The sequence below is a fragment of the Streptomyces sp. NPDC030840 genome, from assembly GCF_055572015.1.
Window position 1 is genome coordinate 66,904 of record NZ_JBVIEE010000002.1, and the last position, 21,602, is coordinate 88,505.

The 21,602-nt window shown below is 70.1% G+C and carries 19 protein-coding genes; 10 read left to right on the forward strand and 9 right to left on the reverse strand.

Annotated features, from left to right (window positions below):
* Positions 1-23 precede the first annotated feature (23 nt).
* On the reverse strand, positions 24-668 hold the full coding sequence (locus tag ACZ49J_RS04260) for an HAD family acid phosphatase (protein WP_467448819.1): 645 nt from the start codon (positions 666-668) through the stop codon (positions 24-26).
* Between the two features lie 251 nt (positions 669-919).
* Between ACZ49J_RS04260 and ACZ49J_RS04265 the strand changes: the two genes are divergently transcribed.
* On the forward strand, positions 920-1,483 hold the full coding sequence (locus ACZ49J_RS04265) for a GNAT family N-acetyltransferase (RefSeq protein WP_467448818.1): 564 nt from the start codon (positions 920-922) through the stop codon (positions 1,481-1,483).
* A 98-nt stretch (positions 1,484-1,581) separates the two neighbouring features.
* Entirely contained in the window at positions 1,582-2,943 is a 1,362-nt protein-coding gene (locus ACZ49J_RS04270; protein WP_467448817.1) for a S1 family peptidase, read from the forward strand.
* 367 nt (positions 2,944-3,310) lie between these two features.
* Here ACZ49J_RS04270 and ACZ49J_RS04275 read toward each other — a convergent pair whose 3' ends face one another.
* Positions 3,311-4,489 carry an ROK family protein gene (locus ACZ49J_RS04275; RefSeq protein ID WP_467448816.1) on the reverse strand — a complete coding sequence of 393 codons (1,179 nt, stop codon included), beginning with the start codon at positions 4,487-4,489 and terminating at the stop codon, positions 3,311-3,313.
* 168 nt (positions 4,490-4,657) lie between these two features.
* On the opposite strand from ACZ49J_RS04275, the gene ACZ49J_RS04280 reads away from it, so the two are divergent.
* From ACZ49J_RS04280 to ACZ49J_RS04295, 4 genes are all read left to right on the forward strand, one after another.
* A complete protein-coding gene (locus ACZ49J_RS04280) occupies positions 4,658-5,611 on the forward strand; it encodes a carbohydrate ABC transporter permease (RefSeq protein ID WP_467448815.1) in 954 nt (317 codons plus the stop codon).
* Between the two features lie 18 nt (positions 5,612-5,629).
* Positions 5,630-6,559 carry a carbohydrate ABC transporter permease gene (locus tag ACZ49J_RS04285; protein ID WP_467448814.1) on the forward strand — a complete coding sequence of 310 codons (930 nt, stop codon included), beginning with the start codon at positions 5,630-5,632 and terminating at the stop codon, positions 6,557-6,559.
* A gap of 10 nt (positions 6,560-6,569) precedes the next feature.
* Positions 6,570-7,913: an ABC transporter substrate-binding protein gene (locus ACZ49J_RS04290; RefSeq protein ID WP_467448813.1), complete on the forward strand. Its 1,344-nt coding sequence runs from the start codon at positions 6,570-6,572 to the stop codon at positions 7,911-7,913.
* Positions 7,914-7,974: 61 nt separating this feature from the next.
* Positions 7,975-9,177, forward strand: coding sequence for a Gfo/Idh/MocA family protein (locus ACZ49J_RS04295; protein ID WP_467448812.1), 1,203 nt, complete (start codon positions 7,975-7,977; stop codon positions 9,175-9,177).
* Between the two features lie 44 nt (positions 9,178-9,221).
* Here the strand turns inward: ACZ49J_RS04295 and ACZ49J_RS04300 are convergent, their stop codons facing one another.
* Positions 9,222-9,917 (reverse strand): L,D-transpeptidase family protein, encoded by a 696-nt coding sequence (locus ACZ49J_RS04300; RefSeq protein ID WP_467448811.1) that lies wholly within the window; start codon positions 9,915-9,917, stop codon positions 9,222-9,224.
* Between the two features lie 181 nt (positions 9,918-10,098).
* Between ACZ49J_RS04300 and ACZ49J_RS04305 the strand changes: the two genes are divergently transcribed.
* Entirely contained in the window at positions 10,099-10,590 is a 492-nt protein-coding gene (locus tag ACZ49J_RS04305) for a carboxymuconolactone decarboxylase family protein (protein WP_467448810.1), read from the forward strand.
* Positions 10,591-10,774: 184 nt separating this feature from the next.
* Here ACZ49J_RS04305 and ACZ49J_RS04310 read toward each other — a convergent pair whose 3' ends face one another.
* The 6 genes from ACZ49J_RS04310 to ACZ49J_RS04335 are packed head-to-tail and all read right to left on the reverse strand — an operon-like array spanning position 10,775 to position 18,615.
* A complete protein-coding gene (locus ACZ49J_RS04310) occupies positions 10,775-11,569 on the reverse strand; it encodes an aminotransferase class IV (protein WP_467448808.1) in 795 nt (264 codons plus the stop codon).
* Positions 11,570-11,580: 11 nt separating this feature from the next.
* Positions 11,581-12,759 (reverse strand): FAD-dependent monooxygenase, encoded by a 1,179-nt coding sequence (locus ACZ49J_RS04315; protein ID WP_467448807.1) that lies wholly within the window; start codon positions 12,757-12,759, stop codon positions 11,581-11,583.
* On the reverse strand, positions 12,756-14,327 hold the full coding sequence (locus ACZ49J_RS04320; protein WP_467448806.1) for a class I adenylate-forming enzyme family protein: 1,572 nt from the start codon (positions 14,325-14,327) through the stop codon (positions 12,756-12,758). Before ACZ49J_RS04320 ends, ACZ49J_RS04315 begins: the two co-directional genes overlap by 4 nt.
* A gap of 29 nt (positions 14,328-14,356) precedes the next feature.
* Positions 14,357-15,883, reverse strand: a complete 1,527-nt coding sequence (locus tag ACZ49J_RS04325; RefSeq protein WP_467448804.1) for a benzoate-CoA ligase family protein — start codon at positions 15,881-15,883, stop codon at positions 14,357-14,359.
* A complete protein-coding gene (pabB, locus tag ACZ49J_RS04330) occupies positions 15,880-18,006 on the reverse strand; it encodes an aminodeoxychorismate synthase component I (protein ID WP_467448803.1) in 2,127 nt (708 codons plus the stop codon). The genes ACZ49J_RS04325 and pabB overlap by 4 nt, the downstream gene beginning before the upstream one ends.
* A 30-nt stretch (positions 18,007-18,036) precedes the next feature.
* Positions 18,037-18,615 carry an antibiotic biosynthesis monooxygenase gene (locus ACZ49J_RS04335; protein ID WP_467448802.1) on the reverse strand — a complete coding sequence of 193 codons (579 nt, stop codon included), beginning with the start codon at positions 18,613-18,615 and terminating at the stop codon, positions 18,037-18,039.
* 218 nt (positions 18,616-18,833) lie between these two features.
* Here ACZ49J_RS04335 and ACZ49J_RS04340 point away from each other — a divergent pair, with 218 nt between their 5' ends.
* The 3 genes from ACZ49J_RS04340 to ACZ49J_RS04350 all read left to right on the forward strand — a co-directional run bounded on the left by ACZ49J_RS04340 (position 18,834) and on the right by ACZ49J_RS04350 (position 21,539).
* Positions 18,834-19,613 (forward strand): DUF3050 domain-containing protein, encoded by a 780-nt coding sequence (locus ACZ49J_RS04340; protein WP_467448801.1) that lies wholly within the window; start codon positions 18,834-18,836, stop codon positions 19,611-19,613.
* Between the two features lie 169 nt (positions 19,614-19,782).
* The gene (locus ACZ49J_RS04345; RefSeq protein ID WP_467448800.1) at positions 19,783-20,793 is read left to right on the forward strand and encodes a permease; all 1,011 of its coding nucleotides are present in this window, start codon (positions 19,783-19,785) and stop codon (positions 20,791-20,793) included.
* The gene (locus ACZ49J_RS04350) at positions 20,790-21,539 is read left to right on the forward strand and encodes a TIGR03943 family putative permease subunit (protein ID WP_467448798.1); all 750 of its coding nucleotides are present in this window, start codon (positions 20,790-20,792) and stop codon (positions 21,537-21,539) included. Before ACZ49J_RS04345 ends, ACZ49J_RS04350 begins: the two co-directional genes overlap by 4 nt.
* The last annotated feature ends 63 nt before the right edge of the window (positions 21,540-21,602 follow it).

Consider the following 21,602-nt stretch of genomic DNA (forward strand, 5'->3'; position numbering starts at 1 on the left):
GGCCCGCGCGGTCCTGATCGCGGTCAGGACAGTTGGCCGCCGTAGTCGGGCAGCTTGAAGGTGCGCTCCGCGTGGCCGCCGACGAGGTCGGTGTCGTTGTTGCCGATGTTGGCGATGATCTTGTAGCCCTTGGCCTCGATCTCCGCGCGCTTGCTGGTCTTGTAGGCGCTGACCTCGTCGAAGAGGTCCGGGAGGTCGCGGACGTAGAGACCGGAGACGGGGTAGCCGACGGTCTTGAGGTTCCACTCGGTGAGGCTCTCGATGATGCCCGGCCGGGCCGTGACGAAGAAGATGTCGACGCCTCGGGAGCGGGCGTAGGCGGCCAGGTCGAGCGAGGGCTTCAGCGCCGGTGTGGGCAGTTGGTACCAGGGGTGGAAGTCGGTCTCCAGCGTGGTGTTGTCGATGTCGAAGACGACGGCGAGCTTCTGTCCCGCGGTGCCCTGGGTGCGCTGCTGGATGTAGGGCTTGGCCTGGTCGATGACGGCCTTGACGTCGCGCTCCCAGGTGTCGTAGTCGATGTCGGCGGCGGCCTGGGCCGCGGCCGTGCTCACCATGGCCTCGGCGGGGGCCGCGGCGGCGGCTCCGGCGGTGCCGACGGCTCCCCCGGCGCCCAGTACCACGACCACCGAGACCGCACCGATCCGGCGCGCCACACGGCGTGTTCTCATGCCCGTCCCCTTCTGCAGTTGGAAGCGGCGACGGGTCCCACCGTCGCCGCGCTCGTCATGGTCATGCCCAACAGTGGCGCGAAGTCAACGCGAAAGTTACCGATTGGTAGACGCGGGCTTGTCGTCAGACGGGGCCGCCGCCGGTACGGCCGTCCACCTGTGAAGATCCACGTTGTGCCACCGGACCGCAACACTCCGCTCTACATTGCGCGTTGACACACGCATCGCACAGCACCCCAGGAGCCGCGCCCGTGACGCAGACCCCGCACCTCTCGCACCGCCCCTCCGAGTCGACGACGAGCGAGTGGGTGAGGCTCCAACTGGACGTCGACGCCTTCGACCTGGCGCGCTTCCAGCCGTACGTCGACGCGTGCCGCACCTCCGGCATCCGGCTGACCACGTTCTCCGAGCTCGGCGACACCCCCGAGCACCGGCGCGCCCTGTACGAGCTCAACAAGGAGTGCTCGGCGGACATCCCGCAGCGCGGCGAGTTCTTCACGTACGACGAGTTCCACCGGCGGCGCTTCGACGTCCCCGGCTTCGATCCGCGGGGTGTCGTCCTCGCCCTCGACGGCGACGCCTGGATCGGGATGGCCGCCACGTCGGACCAGCGGGCCTCGGGGTTCGTCTTCAACGAGATGACGGGGGTGCGGGCCCCCTACCGGCGGCGGGGCATATCGCTGGCGATGAAGACGTACGGCATCGGGTTCGCCGGGCTGTGCGGGGTGAGCACGGTCCGTACGGTCCACCATCCGCTGAACGTGTCCGCGATCGCCATGAACCGGGCGATGGGATACGTCGACGCCTCGTGGTGAACGCCCGGGCCCCGCCGCACGTATGAAGGGAGGGCACTCAACGATGGGAGCCCTGGCGGTGGTTGACGCCGTTCAGCGCGGGGTTCGGGAGCCAAGGAATGAGGCACGCACGACGACGGGTCGTCCGGCGAGTGACGCGGCTGGCGGCCGTCGGCGGACTGCTCTGCGGAGGGCTCATGGTCACGCAGGCGGCGATGGCGAGCGAAACACCCCCCGCGAGCGCTCCCCCGACGAGCACGGCCCGGACCGTGGCCGACACCGGGTACGGGCTCGTGTCCGAGCTCGGTGACTCCCGCACGGCGGGTTCATGGATCGGGTCCGACGGAGAGCCGGTCGTGGCGGTCACCGACGAGGAGGCGGCGGCCGAGGTGAAGGCCGCGGGCGCGCGCCCGAAGAAGGTCCGTTACAGCATGGACGACCTCAACTCGGCGACGAAGAAGCTCAAGTCGGCGCCGCGCGTCGCGGGCACCTCGTGGGCCATCGACCCCTCGTCCAACGAGGTCGTGGTGCGCGCCGACAGCACGGTCTCCAAGAGCGACTGGTCCCGCATGACCCGCATGGCCGAGGAGATCGGCGGCTCGGTGCGGATGGAGCGCACCGAGGGGACGTTCACCACGCGGCTCAACGGCGCCCAGCCCATCTTCTCGACCAGCGGGCGCTGCTCCGTGGGCTTCAACGTGACCAACGGGCAGGGCAACTTCATGCTCACCGCAGGGCACTGCGGACCTGCGGGCTCCGTGTGGTTCAGCGACACCCAGGGCAACCAGCAGGTGGGCCGGACCATCACGTCGAACTTCCCGGGCGCCGACTTCTCCCTGGTGCAGTACGACAACGAGGACCAGAGCGAGGAGTCCAACGTGGTGGCGATCGGCGAGGGGCGCGGTGTGCGCATCACGTCGGTGGCCGATCCCACGGTGGGCCAGAAGGTGTTCCGCAGCGGCAGCACCAGCGGGCTGGCCGACGGGGAGGTGACCGCGCTCAACGCGACGGTGAACTACCCGGAGGGTACGGTCACGGGGCTGATCGAGACCACGGTGTGCGCCGAGCCGGGCGACAGCGGCGGTCCGCTCTTCTCGGAGAGTGTCGCCCTGGGGGTGACGTCCGGGGGGAACGGGGACTGCGACTCCGGCGGTACGACGTTCTTCCAACCGCTCACCAAGGCGCTCACGGCGCTGAACGTGAAGCTGGCCGGGGTGTCCGACTCGGGCCAGAGTGCGCCGCCGGCGGGCGAGTCACAGGGGTCCGTGCCTCCGGGAGCGGCCGAGCCCGGGGCTGTGCAGCCCGTGGAGACGGTGGAAACGGTGACCACGCTGCTGGAGCGGCTCGCGGACCCGAAGAACGCGGGGCCCGGGTTGCTGGTCATCGCGGGGAGTCTGGTGGCGCTGGTCGCGACGAGGTACATCCGTACGGAGCAGGAACGGAACGCGTACCGTCAGCAATACGCGCGGAGCTGGGGGTGACGGGCCCTGGTTGAACGGGCTCCGGCTGCCGGGCGGGGTCCGTTGCCGTCTGCGGGTAGTCGGTGGCTGGTCGCGCCCACGCGGCGAAGCCGCGGAATGTCACAGCCCCGCACCCCTTGGGGGCGCTTCAGCTTGCCGCTGCCCACTCCAACACCAGGCGCTGGTACTCGCGCCTCTGGTCGCCGTTCAGGGTTCCGCCGCTCCGGGACCACAGGGCCCGGATCTCCTCGTTGACCTCTGCTGCTGTTCTTTTCGGTCTTTCCAGGACGGTTTCAGGACTGGTGGACATGTTGTGAGCCTACGGTGTCGGACGTGAGGTCCAGGTGAGTAAAGGCGACGCTTCGGGCATTACGGAAGGTGAAGCTGATCACTCTGCGTTCACACCGCCGGTCTGAGCCGTGCCGAGCACCAGCACCTGGATGGCGAGGACCGCTGCCCCTCGCGCCCAGTCGTGGAAGTCCGACACCTTGGTCTCCAGCGGCACGGGGTCGGCGAGCGGGTGGCGTTGGGCGCGGACCGTTTCCCAGACCGTGTCTCCGGCCACGTCGATCAGACCGACGCCCTCTCCGGCAAGCACGATCTTCTGCGGCATGACGAAGTTGGAGATCTGGGCGAGCAGCGTGCCCAGCGCGCGCGCCGCCTCGTCGATGACGCGTGCGGACATGGGCTCGCCCTCCGCCGCCGCGGCGAGGATCTCCTCGTACGTCAGATCGCGTCCGGTGGCGGCCCGGATCTGGTAGCGGATGCTGGGGATGGTCAGCAGCGAGACCGCGCTGCCCCGCGCCCCCTCGGGGGTCAGCGGACCGTTGGGGTTCAGGATCCAGTGACGGCCGAACCCGCGGTCCTCCTCGGCGCAGGGCACCCGCCTGCCGTCCAGGACGAGGCCGTAGCCGATGCCCGCCCCGATGGTGAGGACGACGAAGCGCTCCAGGCCGCGTCCGCCGCCGAACCAGGTCTCGGACTCGACGAGCGCGGCGACGTCGTTCTCGACGACGACCGGCAACCCGGTGCGCTCCTCGACGAGTTCGGCCAGACGCACGTCACGCCAGGAGAGGAAGGGTGACTCGTCGACCACGGCGCGGCCCTGCACGAGGCCGCCGACGCCGATGCCGATACCGGCGAGCCCGGGATGGGCACGGGCCAGCCCGGCGACCATCTCGCCCAGCTGGTCGGCGACGCGGTCCGGGTCGTGCGTGGTGAGCGGGCGGTCGTAGCGGGCGACGATCTCGCTCCTGAGCGTGGTGACCACGCCGTAGACCATGTCCTCGGTGATCTTGAAGCCCACGAAGGACCGGGACTCGGCGACGATGTCGAGCGGCTGCGAGGGGCGCCCCTGCCGCACCTCGGCGAGCGGGGCCCCCTCGGGGACCTCGACGAGGAGGCCCGATTCGAGCAGCGGCTTGGTCAGCCGGGTGAGGCTTCCGGCCGAGAGGCTCAGTCGCCTGGCGATCTCGGCGCGGGACAGCGGGCCGTGCACCAGCACCTCGAGCGCCACCGCGCGCTCCCCCGTGCTGAGCGGCAGCCAGCTGGCGGTACCTGTGGTCATGGATGTCAGACTCCCACATGGTCGTTTGTTTCATGATGGAAGTAATGCGCTCAGTCTAGGCCGCGATCTCCGCCAGGGAAACAATCCGCGCACAGCTCTTGACGCGGCAATTGTTCCGCACCAAAAGTAAGTGCACCGAGGACGAGCCGCCGATGAGGGAGCCTCCCGATGACCGTCGCCTCCAGCAGCCCACCATCCCGCCTACCGCTGAGCGATGCCGAGGCCGTAGCACCCGCCAGGAAGGCGAAGGCCCGATCCGGCGGTGACGGCGCCCTCGCGGCCGTCTTCATCGCTCCGGCGATGCTGGGCTTCCTGGTGTTCCTGCTCTGGCCGACGCTCCGCGGCATCTACCTCAGCTTCACCCGCTACAACCTGCTGACCCCGGCGGAGTGGGTGGGCCTCGACAACTACGTCCGCATGGTCAACGACCCGATCTTCTGGGACTCGTTGAAGGTCACCGTCGAGTACGTCGTCATCAACATCGGCATCCAGACGGTCGCGGCGCTCGCCATCGCGGTCCTGCTCCAGCGGCTGACCCAGTCGGCCGTGCTGCGGGGCATCGTGCTCACGCCGTACCTCATGTCGAACGTCGTCGCGGGCCTGGTCTGGCTGTGGATCCTCGACACCCAGCTCGGCATCGGCAACGAGATCATCAGCGCCATCGGGTTCGACCGCATCCCGTTCCTCGCGGACGAGACCTGGGCGATCCCCACCATCGCCCTGATCAACGTCTGGCGTCACGTCGGCTACACCGCCCTGCTCCTGTTCGCGGGCCTGCAGGCGATACCGAACGACATGTACGAGGCGGCCAAGGTCGACGGCGCGAGCGAGTGGCGGATGTTCTGGCGGATCACCATGCCGTTGCTGCGTCCGGTGCTCGCGGTCGTGCTGATCATGACCGTGATCGGGTCCTTCCAGGTGTTCGACACCGTGGCGGTCACCACCGCGGGCGGCCCGGCGAACGCGACCAACGTGCTGCAGTTCTACATCTACGGATCCGCCTTCGGCCGCTTCCAGTTCGGCTACGCCTCGGCGATGTCCGTCGCCCTGCTGGTCGTGCTCAGCGCGATCACCGTCCTGCAGTACCGGCTCACCCGGGCCGGCCAGAGCGACCTCGGCTGACGGAAGGGAGACACCGACATGGCTGCCGTGACCACCGCGACGTCCACACCGCCGACCGTACGACCCGCCAGGCGCAGGCTCTCCCTCGGAAAAGCCGCCGCCTGGGCCGTGATGGGGCTCATCGTCCTCATCACCCTGCTGCCGTTCTACTGGATCCTGCGCACCGCGCTCTCCACCAACGCGGGCCTGAGCTCGGACCCCACCAGTCCCCTCCCCGTCGGCCTCACCGGCAGCGGCTTCGAACGCGCCCTCGGGCTGCAGTCGGCGAAGGAGGCCATCGCGCAGGGAGGCGCCGGCAGCGGGCTCGACTTCTGGCGCTACCTGCTCAACTCGGTGATCGTCTCGACGCTGATCACCGGCTGTCAGATCTTCTTCTCCGCCATGGCCGCGTACGCCTTCGCACGACTGCGATGGCGGGGACGCGACACGGTGTTCGGGCTGTTCCTGGCCGGACTGATGGTGCCGGCCATCTTCACCCTGCTGCCGAACTTCGTGCTCATCAAGGAACTGCACCTGGTGGACACGCTGTTGGGAATCGCGCTGCCCACTCTCTTCATGACGCCGTTCGCGGTGTTCTTCCTGCGGCAGTTCTTCATGAACATCCCGCGAGAGGTCGAGGAGGCCGCGCTGCTGGACGGCGCCGGGAAGGTCAAGATCTTCTTCCGGGTGGTGCTGCCGATGGCGTCGACACCGATCATCACGCTGTCCGTGCTGACGTACATCACCGCCTGGAACGACTACTTCTGGCCGCTGATGGTCTCCTACAGCGACAGCTCACGCGTGCTGACCGTGGCGCTGGCGGTCTTCCGGGCGCAGACCCCGGCGACCGGCGTCGACTGGTCCGGACTCACGGCGGCGACGCTGATCGCCGCCCTGCCGATGCTGGTGCTCTTCGCCTGCTTCGCCCGCCGCATCGTCAGCTCCATCGGCTTCACCGGGATCAAGTGAGGGAACACTGATGCGACTTCGTACGCTGACCGCGCTGGCCGGAGCGCTGACGCTGTCCCTGGTGACCGGCTGCGCGAAGGGCGCCTCCACGGGGGCGTCCGCGAACACGGTGACGTACTGGCTGTGGGACGCCAACCAGCTGCCCGCCTACCAGGCCTGCGCGCAGGGATTCGAGAAGGAGAACCCGGGGCTGAGGGTCAAGATCACCCAGCTGGGCTGGAGCGACTACTGGACGAAGCTCACCGCGGGTTTCATCGCGGGCACCCAGCCGGACGTGTTCACCGACCACATCCAGAAGTTCGGCCAGTTCGCCGATCTGCAGGTGCTGGAACCGCTCGACGACCTGGGCCTCAGGGCGTCCGACTACCAGCCGGGGCTCGCCGACAACTGGATCGGGCAGGACGGCCACCGCTACGGCGCGCCCAAGGACTGGGACACCGTCGCCCTCTTCTACAACGGGAAGATGGCGAAGGAAGCCGGTCTCACCGCCGAGCAGCTGAACGACCTTTCCTGGAACCCCGAGGACGGCGGCACCTTCGAGAAGGCCATCGCCCACCTCACCGTCGACCGGAACGGCAAGCGGGGCGACGAGCCGGGCTTCGACAAGAACAACGTCAAGGTCTACGGGCTGGCCACCCAGGGCAGCGGGTTCGCCGACGGCCAGACGCAGTGGAGCCCGTTCACCGGATCGGCAGGGTGGAGTTACACGGACAAGGCGCGCTGGGGCACCAAGTACCAGTACGACAGCAAGACCTTCCAGTCGGTCATCAAGTGGTACTTCGGCCTGGCGAAGAAGGGCTACATGGCTCCCTTCTCCGACTACAACATCCAGTCGAACCAGGGCAACACGCAGATCGCCGCGGGGAAGGCCGCCGCCGTCTTCGACGGCGCCTGGATGATCTCCACGTACAGCGGCTTCAAGGGCAAGGACATCAGGACCGCCCTCACGCCCGCCGGCCCGACCGGCAAGCGTGCCACGATGATGAACGGCCTCGCCGACTCCATCAGCAAGGCGTCCAAGAACAAGGCGGGCGCCCGCAAGTGGGTGAAGTACCTGTCCTCCGACAAGTGCCAGACCGTCGTCGGCAAGTACGGCGTCGTCTTCCCCGCGACCCCGGCCGGCACCGAGGCCGCCACCGCGGCCTACGGGAAGAAGGGCATCGACGTGTCCGCCTTCACCGAACCCGTGGCCGACAAGAAGGACTTCCGGACCTTCTCCTACCCGATCACCAACTACGCGGCGGACGTGCAGGCGCTCATGCAGCCCGAGATGGAGGCCATCTACGGCACCGGCAAGCCGGTGAGCAGCCTCGCGGAGACCAACGACCAGATCAACCTGATCCTCGACCAGTGACCGCACCAGTGACTCCACGAGTGACTCCACCAGTGACTCCCCAGTGAAGGGCTCGCCTTACATGACGTTCTCCCTCGGCATCGTCGGCGCCGGCCAGTTCTCCGGCCAGTTCGCGAAGCTGTTCCTGGCCCATCCCGGGGTCAGTGACGTGTACGTCACCGACCTGCTGCCGGAGCGGGCCGGGCAACTCGCCGCCGCCGAAGGCCTGACCGGCACCTTCCCCTCGTACGAGGCGATGCTGGAGTCGGCGGCCGTCGACGCGGTCGCCATCTTCACCCAGCGCTGGACGCACGGGCCGCTGGTGGTGCAGGGCCTGAACGCCGGCAAGCACGTGTACTCCGCCGTCCCCATGGCGATCACCACGGAGGAGATCGCGGAGATCATCGACACGGTCAAGGCGACCGGGCTGACGTACATGATGGGTGAGACCAGCCAGTACAACCCGGCGACCGTGCACGCCCGCAACCAGATCGCCCAGGGCGCCTTCGGACGGATCTTCTACGCCGAGGGCGACTACGTGCACGACATGGACCTCGGGTTCTACGAGGCGTACCAGTACAGCGGTGGTGCGAACTGGAAGGCGACCGCCAGCTATCCGCCGCTGCTGTACCCCACGCACTCGGTGGGCGGGGTCCTCGGGGCCTGGCAGACGCACGCGGTGAGCGTGTCCGCGATCGGGGTCGTCGACGGCCGTGGGGACGGCGTCTTCGACAAGGACGTCAGCCAGTTCGGGAACGACTTCTCCAACGCCACCGCGTTGTTCGAGGTGGCGGGCGGCGGATCGTTCCGTACGAACGAGTTCCGGCGCGTCGGCTACCCCTCGCACATCCGGGAGTCGCGTTTCCGGTTCTTCGGGACGGACGCCAGCATGGAGCAGCTCGCCACGGTGGCCCTGTGGCAGGACAAGAAGGGGGTCAAGGACATCAGCGAACTGCTGGAGCCCAAGCCCACGCTGTCCCCCGACGACCCGTCGCTCCAGCACATCGCACCGGACCTGCGGGCCGCCTTCACCTCCGGTTCGGCTCCGGTGCACGACCGCTCGCGCCTGCCGCGGGAGTTCGACAACCTCCACAACGGTCACGAGGGCTCCCACCACTTCCTGGTGGACGACTTCGTGACCGCCGTCAACACGCGGACCCTTCCGTCCGTGAACGCCTGGGTGGCCGCCCGCTACACCCTGCCGGGCATCGTCGCGCACGAGTCCGCGCGGCAGGGCGGGGTGCGGCTGGAGATCCCCGACTTCGGGGACGCGCCCGAGGCGTGACGCCCCGTTCGGCGCGTGAGCCGGGTGCCCTGTGCCGCGTCAGGTCAGGTGCCCGGCTTGCGGCCGTACACGTAGACGTCGTCGTTCTTCTTCAGCAGCGACCAGTACTTCTTGGCGTCGGTCTTGGTCATGTTGACGCAGCCGTGCGAGCCCGGCGGGTTCCACATGCTGACGCCGACCGAGTGGAACGCCTGGCCGCCGTCGAAGAACTGGCTGTAGGGCATCGGCACGTCGTAGATCGACGAGACGTGGTCGATGTTCCGCCAGTAGATCTTCTTGAGCCCGGTGCGGGTCTCGTAGCCGTCCCGGCCGGTGCGCACCGGTACCGGTCCGTACACGAGCTGCTCGCCGTCCTGGATCCAGCTCAGCTGGAGCGTGAGGTTGACGCAGGCGATGCGGCCCTTGTTGACGGGGCACTTGCCCTCACTGTTGGGATTGGTGCCCACGGCCTTCTGCTTGAGCATGAGGTCCATGACGCCCCAGGTGACGGGGCCCGCGTAGCCGATGTTGGGCTTGATGCCGTGCTTCGTCTGGAACGCCTTGATCGCCTGGCAGTCGGCGGCGGACTGCCTGCCGTCGACGGGCCGGCCGAGGAACTTCTCGACCTGCTTCTGGTACGGGCCGGCCGAGGTGGTGCACGTCGCCGCCTGCGCGGGCGCGGCGCCCAGTGCGATGGTCAGTGGTGCCACCAGCCCGGTGATCCCGAGTGCGACGGCGCCCCGTCTGCGTATGTCCCCCATGGCGGGCCTCTCTCTGCGCGTGGTCAGTGGACGATTCTGCTTCCTAGACACGCGTTCCGGCGAGGGGGTTGTGGGAAGGCTCACCCTGAGACGAAACGGTGACACGTCGCGGTGATCACACTGCGGGGAATTCGCTCGGTTTTCCGTTCGGGAACCGCACACCGGGGATAGAGTTCTCCCCATGACCAACAGTGATTCCATATCCCGCGTGGCCCTGAAGAAAATCACCCCCGACGTCTCCGGAGCGATGGGCTCCCTGCATGCCGCCGCTGTTTCCGCGGCCCAGGACGCGAAGGTCGAGCCGGAACTCCTGGAACTGATCCGGATTCGCGCGTCGCAGATCAACGGCTGCGCCTTCTGCCTCGACATGCACACCAAGGACGCCCGTGCCCAGGGTGAGACCGAGCAGCGGATCTACGCCCTGAACGCCTGGCGCGAGACCCCGTTCTTCAGCGCGCAGGAGCGCGCCGCCCTGGCGTTGACCGAGGCGGTGACCCTGGTACACGACGGCCACGTACCCGACGCGGTGTACGCGGAGGCCGCGGAGGTGTTCGACGACCAGCAGATCGCCGCACTGATCTGGGCGGCCACGGTCATCAACGCGTACAACCGGATCGCCATCGCCACGCGGATGGTTCCGGGCGCCTACCAGCCCGTTCCGAAGAAGGACTGAACGGCCGGAAAGACCTGAACGTCCGGGCCGGTCATTCGGCCCGGGCATTCGAGCATTCCGGGCGGCCATTCGGGCCGGACATTCGGGCAGAACGCTCCGGGAAGCAATTCTGTGAATTTCGGGCACATCTAATCGCGCCGGGCCGTTCCTCATCCGGCCCGGCGCTTCTTTGTGCCCGTGAATCTCAGTGATCCGGCAAAGGCTCCATGCTGTCGTCCAGCCACTGCCGCCATTCCGGGGCGCGCACGGCGGGGCCCGCGGTCATCGGGCGGCCGGTCCAGTCGCTCACGGGACGGATCCCGTGGAGGGCGTTGACGAGCCACACCTCACGGCCGTCCAGCTCCGCCAGGGTGCGCTCGTGGTGGGCGACCCTGACGCCGGTGCGCGCCGCCCGTTCCTGGACCAGCGCCATGGTCACCCCGGCGAGGACGGGCAGGCGGGGCGGCGGCATGCACAGGGAGTCGCCCTCCCACCACAGGAGGCTGGAGTTCGCCGCCTCCAGCACCACCCCGGAGGGCGCGATCAGCACCGCCTCGTCCGCGTCCACCCCGGCGGCCCGGCCGCGGACCCGGGCCAGCGCGTCCAGGTCCGGTCCCTTGCGGCGGGGCACGGTGCGCGGGTCGGGCTGGCCCGCCGCCCAGACCCGCACGTCCGTGCGGAGCGGCGGGGCGTGCCGCAGCCACAGCCGCAGCTCCAGGGAGCCCGCCGCGAGCTCCACCCGGGGGAACCACTTCCCCGTGCGCGGCAGCGCGGCCGTCATGTCGTGCCAGAACTCGATGAGCCGCCGCAAGGGAGGCGCGCCGCACTCGCCGCAGGCCCGCAGGAAACGCTCACGGTGCCGGTCGAAGCCGCGCACCCGCCCGTCGCACAGCAGCCAGGAGTCCGCGACGAGCAGCCGCCCGCCCTGCGCCGGGGCGGGAGTCAGACCGCGGCCCGGCGACCACGCCAACAGTCCCTCCGCGATGGCAGGTTGTGTCAATGGGGTTCCCTTCAGTACTTGCGGCCGGCGGCGGCCGGAGAGCCGTGCCGGGGTCCGTAGGGTGCGTGCTCCAGCCAGGCCCCGCACCGCGGCACGACGGGGGCGAGGGCCGCCGCCGCCCGCTGCTTGACGCGCACGACGCGCCGGTGGGGCCGCAGGTGCGCCAGTGCCGCGCCGGCGGCCTCGCTGTTGAACAGCCCCGCCTGGCGCCGGAGTTCGGCGAAGCGCGCGACCGCTTCGGGGGTGCCCTCGGCGACGGCGCGCGCCGCGGCCGCCGCGTCCGCGATGCCGCTGTTCATGCCGCGCGCCCCGAAGGGCGGGAAGAGGTGGGCCGCCTCGCCGACGAGCAGTACCCGGCGGGCCGGGTCGGTGAAGGAGCCCGCGACCTTGCGCAGGAAGCGGTACGTCGACACCCACAGGATCCGCTCGTCGTACCCGTCGCCCACCACCGAGGGCAGCCAGCGCCGTACGGCGTCCTCGGTGCCGTACTCCTCCTGCCGGTCGTCGTCGCGGCACTGCAGGTCCACCTGGAAGCCGCCGGTGAACGGCACGCGCATCACGCTGCGGCCGTCCAGTCGCGGGTGCTCGTAGTGGAAGACCCGCTCCAGCGGCAGCTCGGCCCCCGGGATGTCGGCGACGTCCACGACGACGTGGAAGCCGTCGCCGTGGGTGCCCTCCATGGGGATGCCGAGTTCGCGCCGTACCGTCGAGCGGGCGCCGTCGGCGGCGACGGCGTGAGTGCCGGTCCACACGCGGCCGTCCTCGTCGGTGAGGGTGACCTCGTCCCCGGTGGCCCGCACGCCCGCGATCCTGGCGTCCCACACGAACTCCACGCCGGCGTCCTCGCAGGCGGCGAGCAGGAACCGCTCGGTGTCCACCTGGCGCAGGCTGGTGAAGGGCGGCAGGCCCGTGGGCGGCGGGAAGGTGCGGGCGTACACCTCGCGCCCCCGGTAGAGGGTGCGTTTGGTGTGCCAGGTCTGTCCGTACGAGGTGATCTCGGCGGCGAGCCCCGGGCGCATCCCGTCGAGGAGTTCGAGGGTCTCGCGGTGCACGAACAGGGCGCGGCTGCCGGGCCGTTCGCGGCCTTCGGGGTCGGCCTCCAGGAGCGTCACCTTCAGGTCGTGGGCGCGGAGGGCAAGGGCCGCCGCCAGGCCCACGGGCCCGGCGCCGACGACCAGGACCCGGCTCATGCCACCGTGCTCTCGGCCAGCATGCGGGTGATCTCGACCCGCTTGACCTTCCACGTGGCCGTCATCGGCAGGTCCTCGAACCTCCACTGGCGGGGCTCGGACATCGCGGGCAGGTCGGCCGTGGCCTCCTGCCAGCGGTCCATGTCGAGGGGCTGTTCGCCGCGCACGCAGACCACGGGTACGGGTTCGCGGTCCGCGCCCGGCACGATGACGACCTCGCGCAGCTCCTCCAGGCGGGACATGAGCGTGTCCTCGACCTCCAGGTTGCTGTGCACGGAGTCGATCTGGTCGATCTCGCGGTCGATCAGGTACAGGGCGCCCCAGCGGCTTCGGTAGCCCATGTCGCCCATCTCCCACCAGCCGTCGTTCAGCTGGCGGAGATAGCGGTCGCGGGCACCGAGGTAGGTGAGGATGCGGCCACGGGTGCGGGCCTCGATGCGGCCCTGCTCACCGGCCCTGACCCGCCTGCCGGACTCGTCCGCGACCCGTACCCGGGTGAAGCCGGGGATGCCGATGCCGACCCGGCGGCCGTCGGCGCGGGCCGCTCTGCGGCGGGTGAACCACTGGAAGGCGACCGGTCCCGTCTCGCTCTGCCCGTACAGCTGGATGAGCCACGGCGAGCGCCGCTGCGAGGCGTCCAGGAGCCGCTGCACGGTGCGCGGGTGGATCGCGTCGAAGGTGGAGCCGTACGAGCGGACGCGGGACAGCGGAGCCCCGGGAGCGCCCACCAACTCCTCCCACAGGACGAAGGTGTTGGGGTGGGTCTCGACGATCCCGGGGCGGTGCCGGGCGAGGATCGGGCCCACGGAGGACGGGGTGGGGTCGACGATGAGGACCAGCGGGCTGCCGAAGTGCAGCAGGACGCCGAGCAGGTGGTAGAAGCGCGAGTGCACGAACGACATGTGCAGGGCGGCGGTCTCACCACGCGTGGGCCAGCCCATGGCCTTCTGCGGGACTAGCCGGTTCCACATGGTGTTCGGGCAGTGCACGGCGAGCTTGGGGAGTCCGGTCGTGCCCGAGCTGTGGGTGATGAGAGAGGGCTCCCGGGGGTGGAGGCGCACCGGTGAGGGGGTGGCGGCGCCCGCGTACTTCTCCAGCGGCTCGGCTCCGGGCGCGTCGTCCACGGAGAGGGTCCGCCGTACGACGTCGGAGAGTTCGACGTCCTTCAGGGGCCCCTCCAGCTTGGCTCTGTCGGTGATCAGCCAGGGGCGGTGGAGGCGTTCGAGGAGCTGTCCGACGACCGGGCCCGCGAGCCCCGGCGACAGGAGGACGGGGACGGCGCCGATCCGGGAGACGGCGCAGGTCAGCAGGACGATGTCGACGTTGTCCGTCTTGTGGACGACCACCTCCTCCGAGGGCCGCACCCCGGCCTCCCAGAGGCGTCCGGAGAGTTCGTCGACGACATCGGCCAGGACCGTGTAGCTGAGGTCGACACCGAGGCCGGGGTTGACGTCGAGGGGGCGGTCGAGGGTGACGAAGACGGCTCCGTGGCGGTCGGCGGCCTCCCGGAGCATCGGGCCGAGGTAGAAGCCGCGGTCGGCGGGAAGCAGGGGCTGCGGCTGTCGCATGCGCCCAATCCTTTCTGCGGGGGCCGTGGTCACCACGCGCCCTGGCGGACGAGGTGGCGGCGGAGCTTGCCGGTGGAAGTGCGGGGCAGGGAGGGGACGAAGCTGACGCTGCGGGGGACCTTGAAGGCGGCCAGCTTGTCGCGGGCCAGGCAGATGAGTTCGGCCTCCAGACCTGCGGGGATGGGGGTGGCGGGGACGACGAAGGCCCGCAGCCGGCTGGCGCCGCGCTCGTCGCCGACGGCGGCGACGGCGACCTCCCGGACCGCCGGGTGGGTGCGCAGCAGGGCTTCCACCTCCAGCGGGGAGACGGTGATGCCGCCGACCATCTCCATGTCGTCGGCCCGGCCGAGGTGCCGGAAGGTGCCGTCGGTCTCGCGGCGGGCCCGGTCCCGGGTGTTCAGCCAGCCGCCGACGAGGGTGCGCTCGGTCTCCTCGGGGCGGTTCAGGTAACCGGGTGTCAACGTCGGGCCGCGGACCCAGAGTTCGCCCGCCTCGCCGTCCTGCACCTGGCTGCCGGCGCGGTCGCGCAGTTCCACCTCGAAACCGGGGACGGGGCGGCCGACGGTGCCGGGGTGGTTGTGCTCGAAGCTGTTGGCGCAGAAGGCATGACCGGCCTCGGTGGAGCCGATCTGCTCCAGCACGGGCGCGCCGAGCAGCTCGGTGACCTGTTTGCCGAGACCGGCGGGCATGCCCTCGCCGGCCGACACGGCGGCGCGCACCGAGGCGAAGCACGTCTCGTGGCCGTTGCCCCGGTCGGCGACGAGCGCGGCGTACGCGGACGGCACGGAGTACAGCAGGGTCACGCGGTGCCGGGCGACGAGTTCGTCCACGGCGGCGGGGGTGGGGCGGCGGTCCACCAGGACGGCGGAGGAGCCGGAGAAGAGCGGGAAGGCGAACGCGTTGCCGAAGCCGTAGGCGAAGTACAGCTTGGACACCGACAGGGTGACGTCGTCCTGGGTGATGCGCAGCAGCCGCCTGCCGATGAGGTCGTGGTACGTCTTCGGGTCGCCGTGGCAGTGGAGGACCCCCTTGGGGCGGCCCGTGGTCCCGGAGGTGTACTGGATGTAGAGCGGGGTGTGCGCGTCGACCGGGTGTGCGTCGGTGTGCGGTGCGGCGGTCGCGGCGAGCGCGATCAGCTGGTCGGCGCCGAGGCGGGTGCGGCGCGGGAAGCGGTCGTCGAGGCCGGGTCCGGTCACGCACAGGGCGGCCTCGGTGTCCTCGGCCATGAACTGGTGCTCGGGCGGGGTGAGTTCCGGGTTGACCAGCACGGCGACGGCGCCGAGCCGGGCGGTGGCGAGGAAGGCCGCCACCCAGGCCACGGAGTCGGGCAGGGCGAGCAGCACCCGGTCGCCGGGGCGCACGCCGTGGTCGGCGAGCACGGTGGCTCCGCGGGCCGCGAGGTCGTGCACCTCGCCGTGTGTGTAGGCGCGGTGGCCCTGGTGGAAGGCGATCCGGTGGGTCCACTCGCGGCGCTCGCACAGCGCGACGAGATGGGCGGCGAGGTTGCCGGGGGCGGACATGTCGGCGGCGACGAGGGTGGACTGCGGTGTCGTCATCGGGCCGGCTCCTCGGCGGCGGCCCGGAGGGCGGAGCGTTCGGCCTGTTGCTCATGGGCCCGGATCTGAGCGGCGGTCTTCAGCAGCATCTCGTTGTACTCGGCGACCGGGTCGGAGTCGAGGACTATCGCGCCGCCGGCCCCGAGGTGCATGCGGCCGCCGGTGAACACGGCGGTGCGGATGACGATGTTGAGGTCGGCGCCGCCGCCGCACCCGAAGTAGCCGAGGGCTCCGGAGTACACGCCGCGGGCCTCGGTCTCCAGTTCTTCGATGATCTCCATGGTGCGCAGCTTGGGCGCGCCGGTCATCGATCCGCCGGGGAAACAGGCGCGGACGCAGTCCACCGCGCCGGTGCCCTCGCGCAGCCGCCCCTCCACGGTGGAGACCAGCTGGTGCACGGTGGCGTAGGTCTCGGTGGCCATCAGGCGGGAGACGCGCACGCTGCCGGTGGCGCAGACGCGGCCCAGGTCGTTGCGGAGCAGGTCGACGATCATGAGGTTCTCGGCGCGCGTCTTGGCATCCGCCGCCAGCGCGTCGCGCAGTCGCGCGTCCTCGTCGGGTGTCGCGCCACGGGGTGCGGTCCCCTTGATGGGCCTGGCCTCGGCGGTGCCGTCGCGGGTGATCCGCAGGAAGCGCTCGGGGGAAGCGCCCGCCACATCGAGGTCCCCGAACCTGAGGAAGGCCGCGTACGGTGCCGGGTTGAGGCGGCGCAGCACCCGGTAGTAGTCGTACGGGTCGTACGTCACGGATAAGCGGGCGGCGTTGGTGAGGCAGACCTCGTAACTGGTGCCCGCCCTGAGCTCGCGTTGACAGGCCTCGACGTCCGCGAGGTAGGTGGCCCGGTCGCGGACCAGCCAGGGCTCGGCGGCGGCCGGGTCGGGCTCGGCGGGCGTGGCCGGGGCCGGGTCGGCGGGCGCCACGAAGGTGAGCTGGGCGGTGGTGGTGTCGAGCCAGTCGGCGGCCTCGCGCGCCGCCTGGGCGGTGTCCTCGGCGAGGCAGACGGCGTAGGTGCAGCCCTCCTCGTGGTCCACGGCGATCAGCCGGTCCGCGAACAGCCAGCAGGAGTCGGGGGTTTCGGCCCGGTGGCGGTTGGGGGAGCCGCAGTCGGCCTTGGTCTCGTAGCCGAAGTAGCCGACGTAGCCGCCCGTGAGGTCGAAGGGCAGGCCGGTGCCGTCGACGCGGCGGGTCGTCAACTGCCGCTTGAGGTAGTCGAAGACGCTCGCGCGGACCTTGCGCGGGGGCTGTCCGGGCCGTTCGATCTCGCACACGCCGGCCTCGACGTCGTAGCGCACGAACTCGGTGAGGGGGCCGGTGCCGTCGCCGAAGAACGAGAAGCGGGCGCGGCCCTCCTCCACCTGTGAGCTGTCGAGCCAGAACGCGCGGGGCGCGTCGGCGCACATGCGGGTGAAGGCGGCCTCGGCGTCGATCGCCGTGGCGATACGGCGGGTGTGCAGCCGGTAGGTCGGGGTGGGGGCCCGCCGCTGGCGGGGGATCGCCGCCACGGTGGGGGTGACCGCGGTGTTCTTCGTACGAGGGCGCAGGGCTCGCTCCGCCGTCATGTTGCGGAAGTTGACGAGCATGCGGTGGCCGTAGTCGGTGAGTACGGACTCGGGGTGGAACTGCACGCCCCACAGCGGCCGGACGCGGTGCCGCAGGCCCATGACGACCCCGTCCTCGGACCAGGCGGTGGCCTCCAGGGTCTCGGGCAGCGGTTCGCTCACCGCCAGCGAGTGGTAGCGGACGGCGGTGAAGTTCTGCGGCAGTCCGTGGAACAGGTCCCGGCCGTCGTGACGCACGGCGGAGAGGTAACCGTGGCGGGGCTCGGGCGCGGGCTCCACGTTCCCCCGCTCCCCCACGGCGATGCCCTGGTGGCCCAGGCAGACGCCGAGGACGGGGACTGCGGCCCGTGCGATGACCCGTGCGGCGATGCCGAAGTCCCGCGGCTCCGCGGGGTGTCCGGGTCCCGGTGACACCACGACGTTGTCGAATTCCCGCAGGTCCGGAATGTGGTCGGGCGGGGTGTCGTTCAGGACTACCACCGGTTCCTCACCGTTGACCTCGGCGATCAACTGGAACAGGTTGTACGTGTACGAGTCGTAATTGTCGATGAGCAGGGTCTTCACCCGCCCACCCCCCTTTGATCGTTCGCGGACCTAAGCGGTCCGTCGTTTGTGCCGTCCGCGGAGTGCCTGGAGCGGCGGGTACAGCCATTTCTTGAAGAAACGTTGCAGCCTTGGCATAAGAATCCACGTGACGATGGCTGTCACGGACAGACACAGCAGCAGTGTGCGGAAAAGAGGATTAAGACTGTTCAAGTATGGGAGTACGGTCAGATTGAATAAGAGCACGGGCGGGAAGACCGCGCTCATGTTGACGAACCAGAGTTTCCATTTCGGTGGCGGACGGGGTGCTGCCGGGGTCACGGTCTGGGAGTCGAACCACGCCTTGGAGCCGTGCATGCTCCGCCGGCCGGTCTCCCGTCCGAGCGGCTCCAGCCGGGCGGCCCACTCCGCCCAGGTGACCGAGGTCTCCCAGGCCCGCGCCGAACCATCGCTGTCGAAGCGGTAGACCACATGCCAGTCCGCCTCTCCGTCGACGAGTACACCACCGCCCAGGAAACCCGGCTGCCGCGCACTCGCACGCAGTACGGCCCACCCCCAGGAGTGGAAGTCGGCCTCACGGCCCGGCACCACGCGATAGGCCACGGTGACGGTAACGGGATTCCTGCTCACCCCGTCGAGTACGGATAACAACCACGTCACGTTCAAGGATTCAACGAAGAATTTTCGACTGTCCGAAACGTACCGTTACGCCACTCTTTCATCCTGCTTGGCGCCATCTGCCGAACCATACTGCGGGTAACTTTCCCGGAATTCCCGAAAGCGGTTGCGGACAGGTAACGAGAGGGGCACGATCGCCATCCTGCTCGGCAGGAAAGCAAAGGAGAGCCATGTCCCGCTACGACTGGAACATGAACCACGAGGGAATTGATCGGGCGCGTGCGGCGATCGAGCCGGTCAGAAAGGAAGTGACCGCACACCCGATCTACCAGCGGATGACCAGTCGCGCGGACCTGGCCACGTTCCTGGAACACCACGTGTTCGCGGTATGGGACTTCATGTCGCTGCTGAAATCCCTCCAACGGGACCTGACCTGCGTGGACGTCCCCTGGGTGCCCCTCGGGTCGGAGGTGAGCCGGCGGCTCATCAACGACATCGTGCTCGTCGAGGAGAGCGACGAGCTGAACGGCGGCTTCACCAGCCACTTCGAGCTGTACCGCGCGGGCATGGACGAGGCGGGGGCGAACACCTCACGCATCGACACCTTCCTCGACCTGGTCAAGGAGGGCCACGACGTGTCCGCGGCCCTGCGCGTCGCCCAGGTCCCGGGCCCGGCGGCCGACTTCGTCCGCACCACCTTCGAGATCATCGCCGACCGGCCACTGCACTGCCGGGCCGCCGTGTTCGCGTTCTCCCGGGAGGACCTCATCCCGGACATGTTCGACCAGGTGATCAGGACGGAGGGCACCGAGCGCTTCCCGCTCTTCCGCGACTACCTCGCTCGCCACATCGAGGTCGACGGCGAGGAACACACTCCCATGGCCTTACAGATGGTCGCCGACCTCTGCGGCGAGGCCGACACGCGCTGGCAGGAGGCCGCTGAGACGGCGACGCTCGCCCTGGAGGCGAGGATCCGGCTGTGGGACGGCGTCGTCGAGGCCATGGGGTGACGAGCCCGGGCCCAGGCCACGGGACCAGGCCGCCCTGGCCCCGGCCCATCGGTGGTCCCGCACGGACCCGACTCGGGCGAGGAGTTGAGCAGCTGTAGCGTGACCGGCGTACTGGAAGGGGAGGGCAACCGGCCCACCACGCCCTTCCCCGCCGGAGGTACCCGATTCCGTGACCATCACCAAGGAAGCGCCGCCCCGCGCCGACCGCCACGACGCGGACGGGCGGCAGGGCCGGCAGCTCGACTCGCCCCTCGCCCTGACCATGCTGCTGCTCCTGGTGGTCGCCCTCCAGGGGCCGATCCGCGGGGCGCTGGCCGCGCCGGTGATGCAGAGCTGGATGACCGTGTTCGTGGCGGTGGTGGTGCAGGCCCTGCCGTTCCTCGTGCTCGGTGTGCTGCTGTCGGCGGCCCTCGCGGTGTTCGTGCCACCGTCGTTCTTCGCCCGCGCCCTGCCGAAACGGCCCGCGCTGGCGGTGCCGGTCGCCGGGATGGCCGGAGCGGTGCTGCCCGGCTGCGAGTGCGCGTCCGTTCCGGTGGCCGGGGCGCTGGTGCGACGGGGCGTCACCCCGGCGGCGGCGCTTGCCTTCCTGCTGTCCGCGCCGGCGATCAACCCCATCGTGCTGACCGCGACCGCCGTCGCGTTCCCCGGCAACCCGGAGATGGTCCTCGCCCGCTTCGTGGCCAGTCTGCTGGTGGCGTGCGCGATGGGCTGGCTGTGGCACCGCCTCGGCCGCACCGACTGGCTGCGGCCCCCGGCCCGCCCGTCGGCGGAGGGCCTCGGCAAGGGGGCCGCGTTCTGGGGGTCCGTACGGCACGACGTGATGCACGCGGGCGGATTCCTCGTCGTGGGCGCGATGGCCGCGGCCACGCTCAAGGCGGTCGTGCCGGAGCACTGGCTGCGCAGCGCGGCCGACAACCCCGTGGTGTCGGTGCTCGCCCTGGCAATCCTCGCGGTCCTGCTGTCCATCTGCTCCGAGGCGGACGCGTTCGTGGCGGCGTCCCTGTCGCAGTTCTCGCTGACCGCCCGGCTGGCCTTCCTCGTCGTGGGACCGATGATCGACCTGAAGCTGTTCGCGATGCAGGCGGGCACGTTCGGCCGCGGCTTCGCGCTGCGCTTCGCCCCGGCCACGTTCGCGCTGGCCGTACTGGTGTCGGTTCTGGTGGGGGCGGTGCTGCTGTGAACCGCCAGGCCCAGGCAGTGATCCTCTTCCTCGTCGGCGTGGCCGTACTGCGCGCCGGCTTCACCGACCTCTATCTCCGGTACGTCAAGGCCGGGTTGCAGCCGCTGCTGCTCCTGGCCGGTGCGGTCCTGATCGTCGCGGCGGCGGCGACGCTCTGGTACGACCGCCGGGGCTCTCGTACGGGCGACGGGGACGAACCCGAGCAGCACGCCGGCCACGGGGGCGGCCATGTCCACCGCGAGCCGCGCGTCTCCTGGCTGCTGGTCCTCCCGCTGGTCGCCCTCATCCTGGTCGCGCCGCCCGCCCTGGGCTCCTACAGCGCGATGCGCGCGGGCACCGCGCTGACGCAGGCCCCCTGGGGCTACCCGAGGCTCCCCGCGGGCGATCCGGTGCGGCTCAACCTGGCCGACTACGCGGGACGCGCGGTCTACGACCACGGGCGCTCACTCGGTGACCGCCACGTCAAGGTCGCCGGCTTCGTCGCCCTCGACAAGAACGGCACCGCCTACCTGGTCCGCATGGCCCTCAACTGCTGTGCCGCCGACGCCCAGCCGGTCAAGGTCGGCCTGTCCGGTGACCTCCCGCCCGTCCTGCAGCCGGACACCTGGCTGGAGGTCACCGGCACCTACACCGGCAAGCGGACCAAGGACCCCGTCAACGACGGTGTCATCCCCTTCCTCGAGGTCACCGACGCCAAGCCGGTCAAGGCGCCCCGCGACCCGTACGACGAGAGCTGGAACGGCTGAGTCCCGCACCGGCTCGGTGGCCCGGCCGGGGGCGGGCGCCGACCGGCGCCCGCCCCCCTTCGC

What these genes read in the sequence shown, in the direction of transcription:
- ACZ49J_RS04260 (WP_467448819.1), bottom strand. Translation starts at nt 668, where the DNA reads ATGAGAACACGCCGTGTGGCGCGCCGGATCGGTGCGGTCTCGGTGGTC.
- ACZ49J_RS04270 (WP_467448817.1), top strand. Translation starts at nt 1,582, where the DNA reads ATGAGGCACGCACGACGACGGGTCGTCCGGCGAGTGACGCGGCTGGCG.
- ACZ49J_RS04275 (WP_467448816.1), bottom strand. Translation starts at nt 4,489, where the DNA reads ATGACCACAGGTACCGCCAGCTGGCTGCCGCTCAGCACGGGGGAGCGC.
- ACZ49J_RS04280 (WP_467448815.1), top strand. Translation starts at nt 4,658, where the DNA reads ATGACCGTCGCCTCCAGCAGCCCACCATCCCGCCTACCGCTGAGCGAT.
- ACZ49J_RS04285 (WP_467448814.1), top strand. Translation starts at nt 5,630, where the DNA reads ATGGCTGCCGTGACCACCGCGACGTCCACACCGCCGACCGTACGACCC.
- ACZ49J_RS04290 (WP_467448813.1), top strand. Translation starts at nt 6,570, where the DNA reads ATGCGACTTCGTACGCTGACCGCGCTGGCCGGAGCGCTGACGCTGTCC.
- ACZ49J_RS04295 (WP_467448812.1), top strand. Translation starts at nt 7,975, where the DNA reads ATGACGTTCTCCCTCGGCATCGTCGGCGCCGGCCAGTTCTCCGGCCAG.
- ACZ49J_RS04300 (WP_467448811.1), bottom strand. Translation starts at nt 9,917, where the DNA reads ATGGGGGACATACGCAGACGGGGCGCCGTCGCACTCGGGATCACCGGG.
- ACZ49J_RS04305 (WP_467448810.1), top strand. Translation starts at nt 10,099, where the DNA reads ATGACCAACAGTGATTCCATATCCCGCGTGGCCCTGAAGAAAATCACC.
- ACZ49J_RS04315 (WP_467448807.1), bottom strand. Translation starts at nt 12,759, where the DNA reads ATGAGCCGGGTCCTGGTCGTCGGCGCCGGGCCCGTGGGCCTGGCGGCG.
- ACZ49J_RS04320 (WP_467448806.1), bottom strand. Translation starts at nt 14,327, where the DNA reads ATGCGACAGCCGCAGCCCCTGCTTCCCGCCGACCGCGGCTTCTACCTC.
- ACZ49J_RS04325 (WP_467448804.1), bottom strand. Translation starts at nt 15,883, where the DNA reads ATGACGACACCGCAGTCCACCCTCGTCGCCGCCGACATGTCCGCCCCC.
- ACZ49J_RS04340 (WP_467448801.1), top strand. Translation starts at nt 18,834, where the DNA reads ATGTCCCGCTACGACTGGAACATGAACCACGAGGGAATTGATCGGGCG.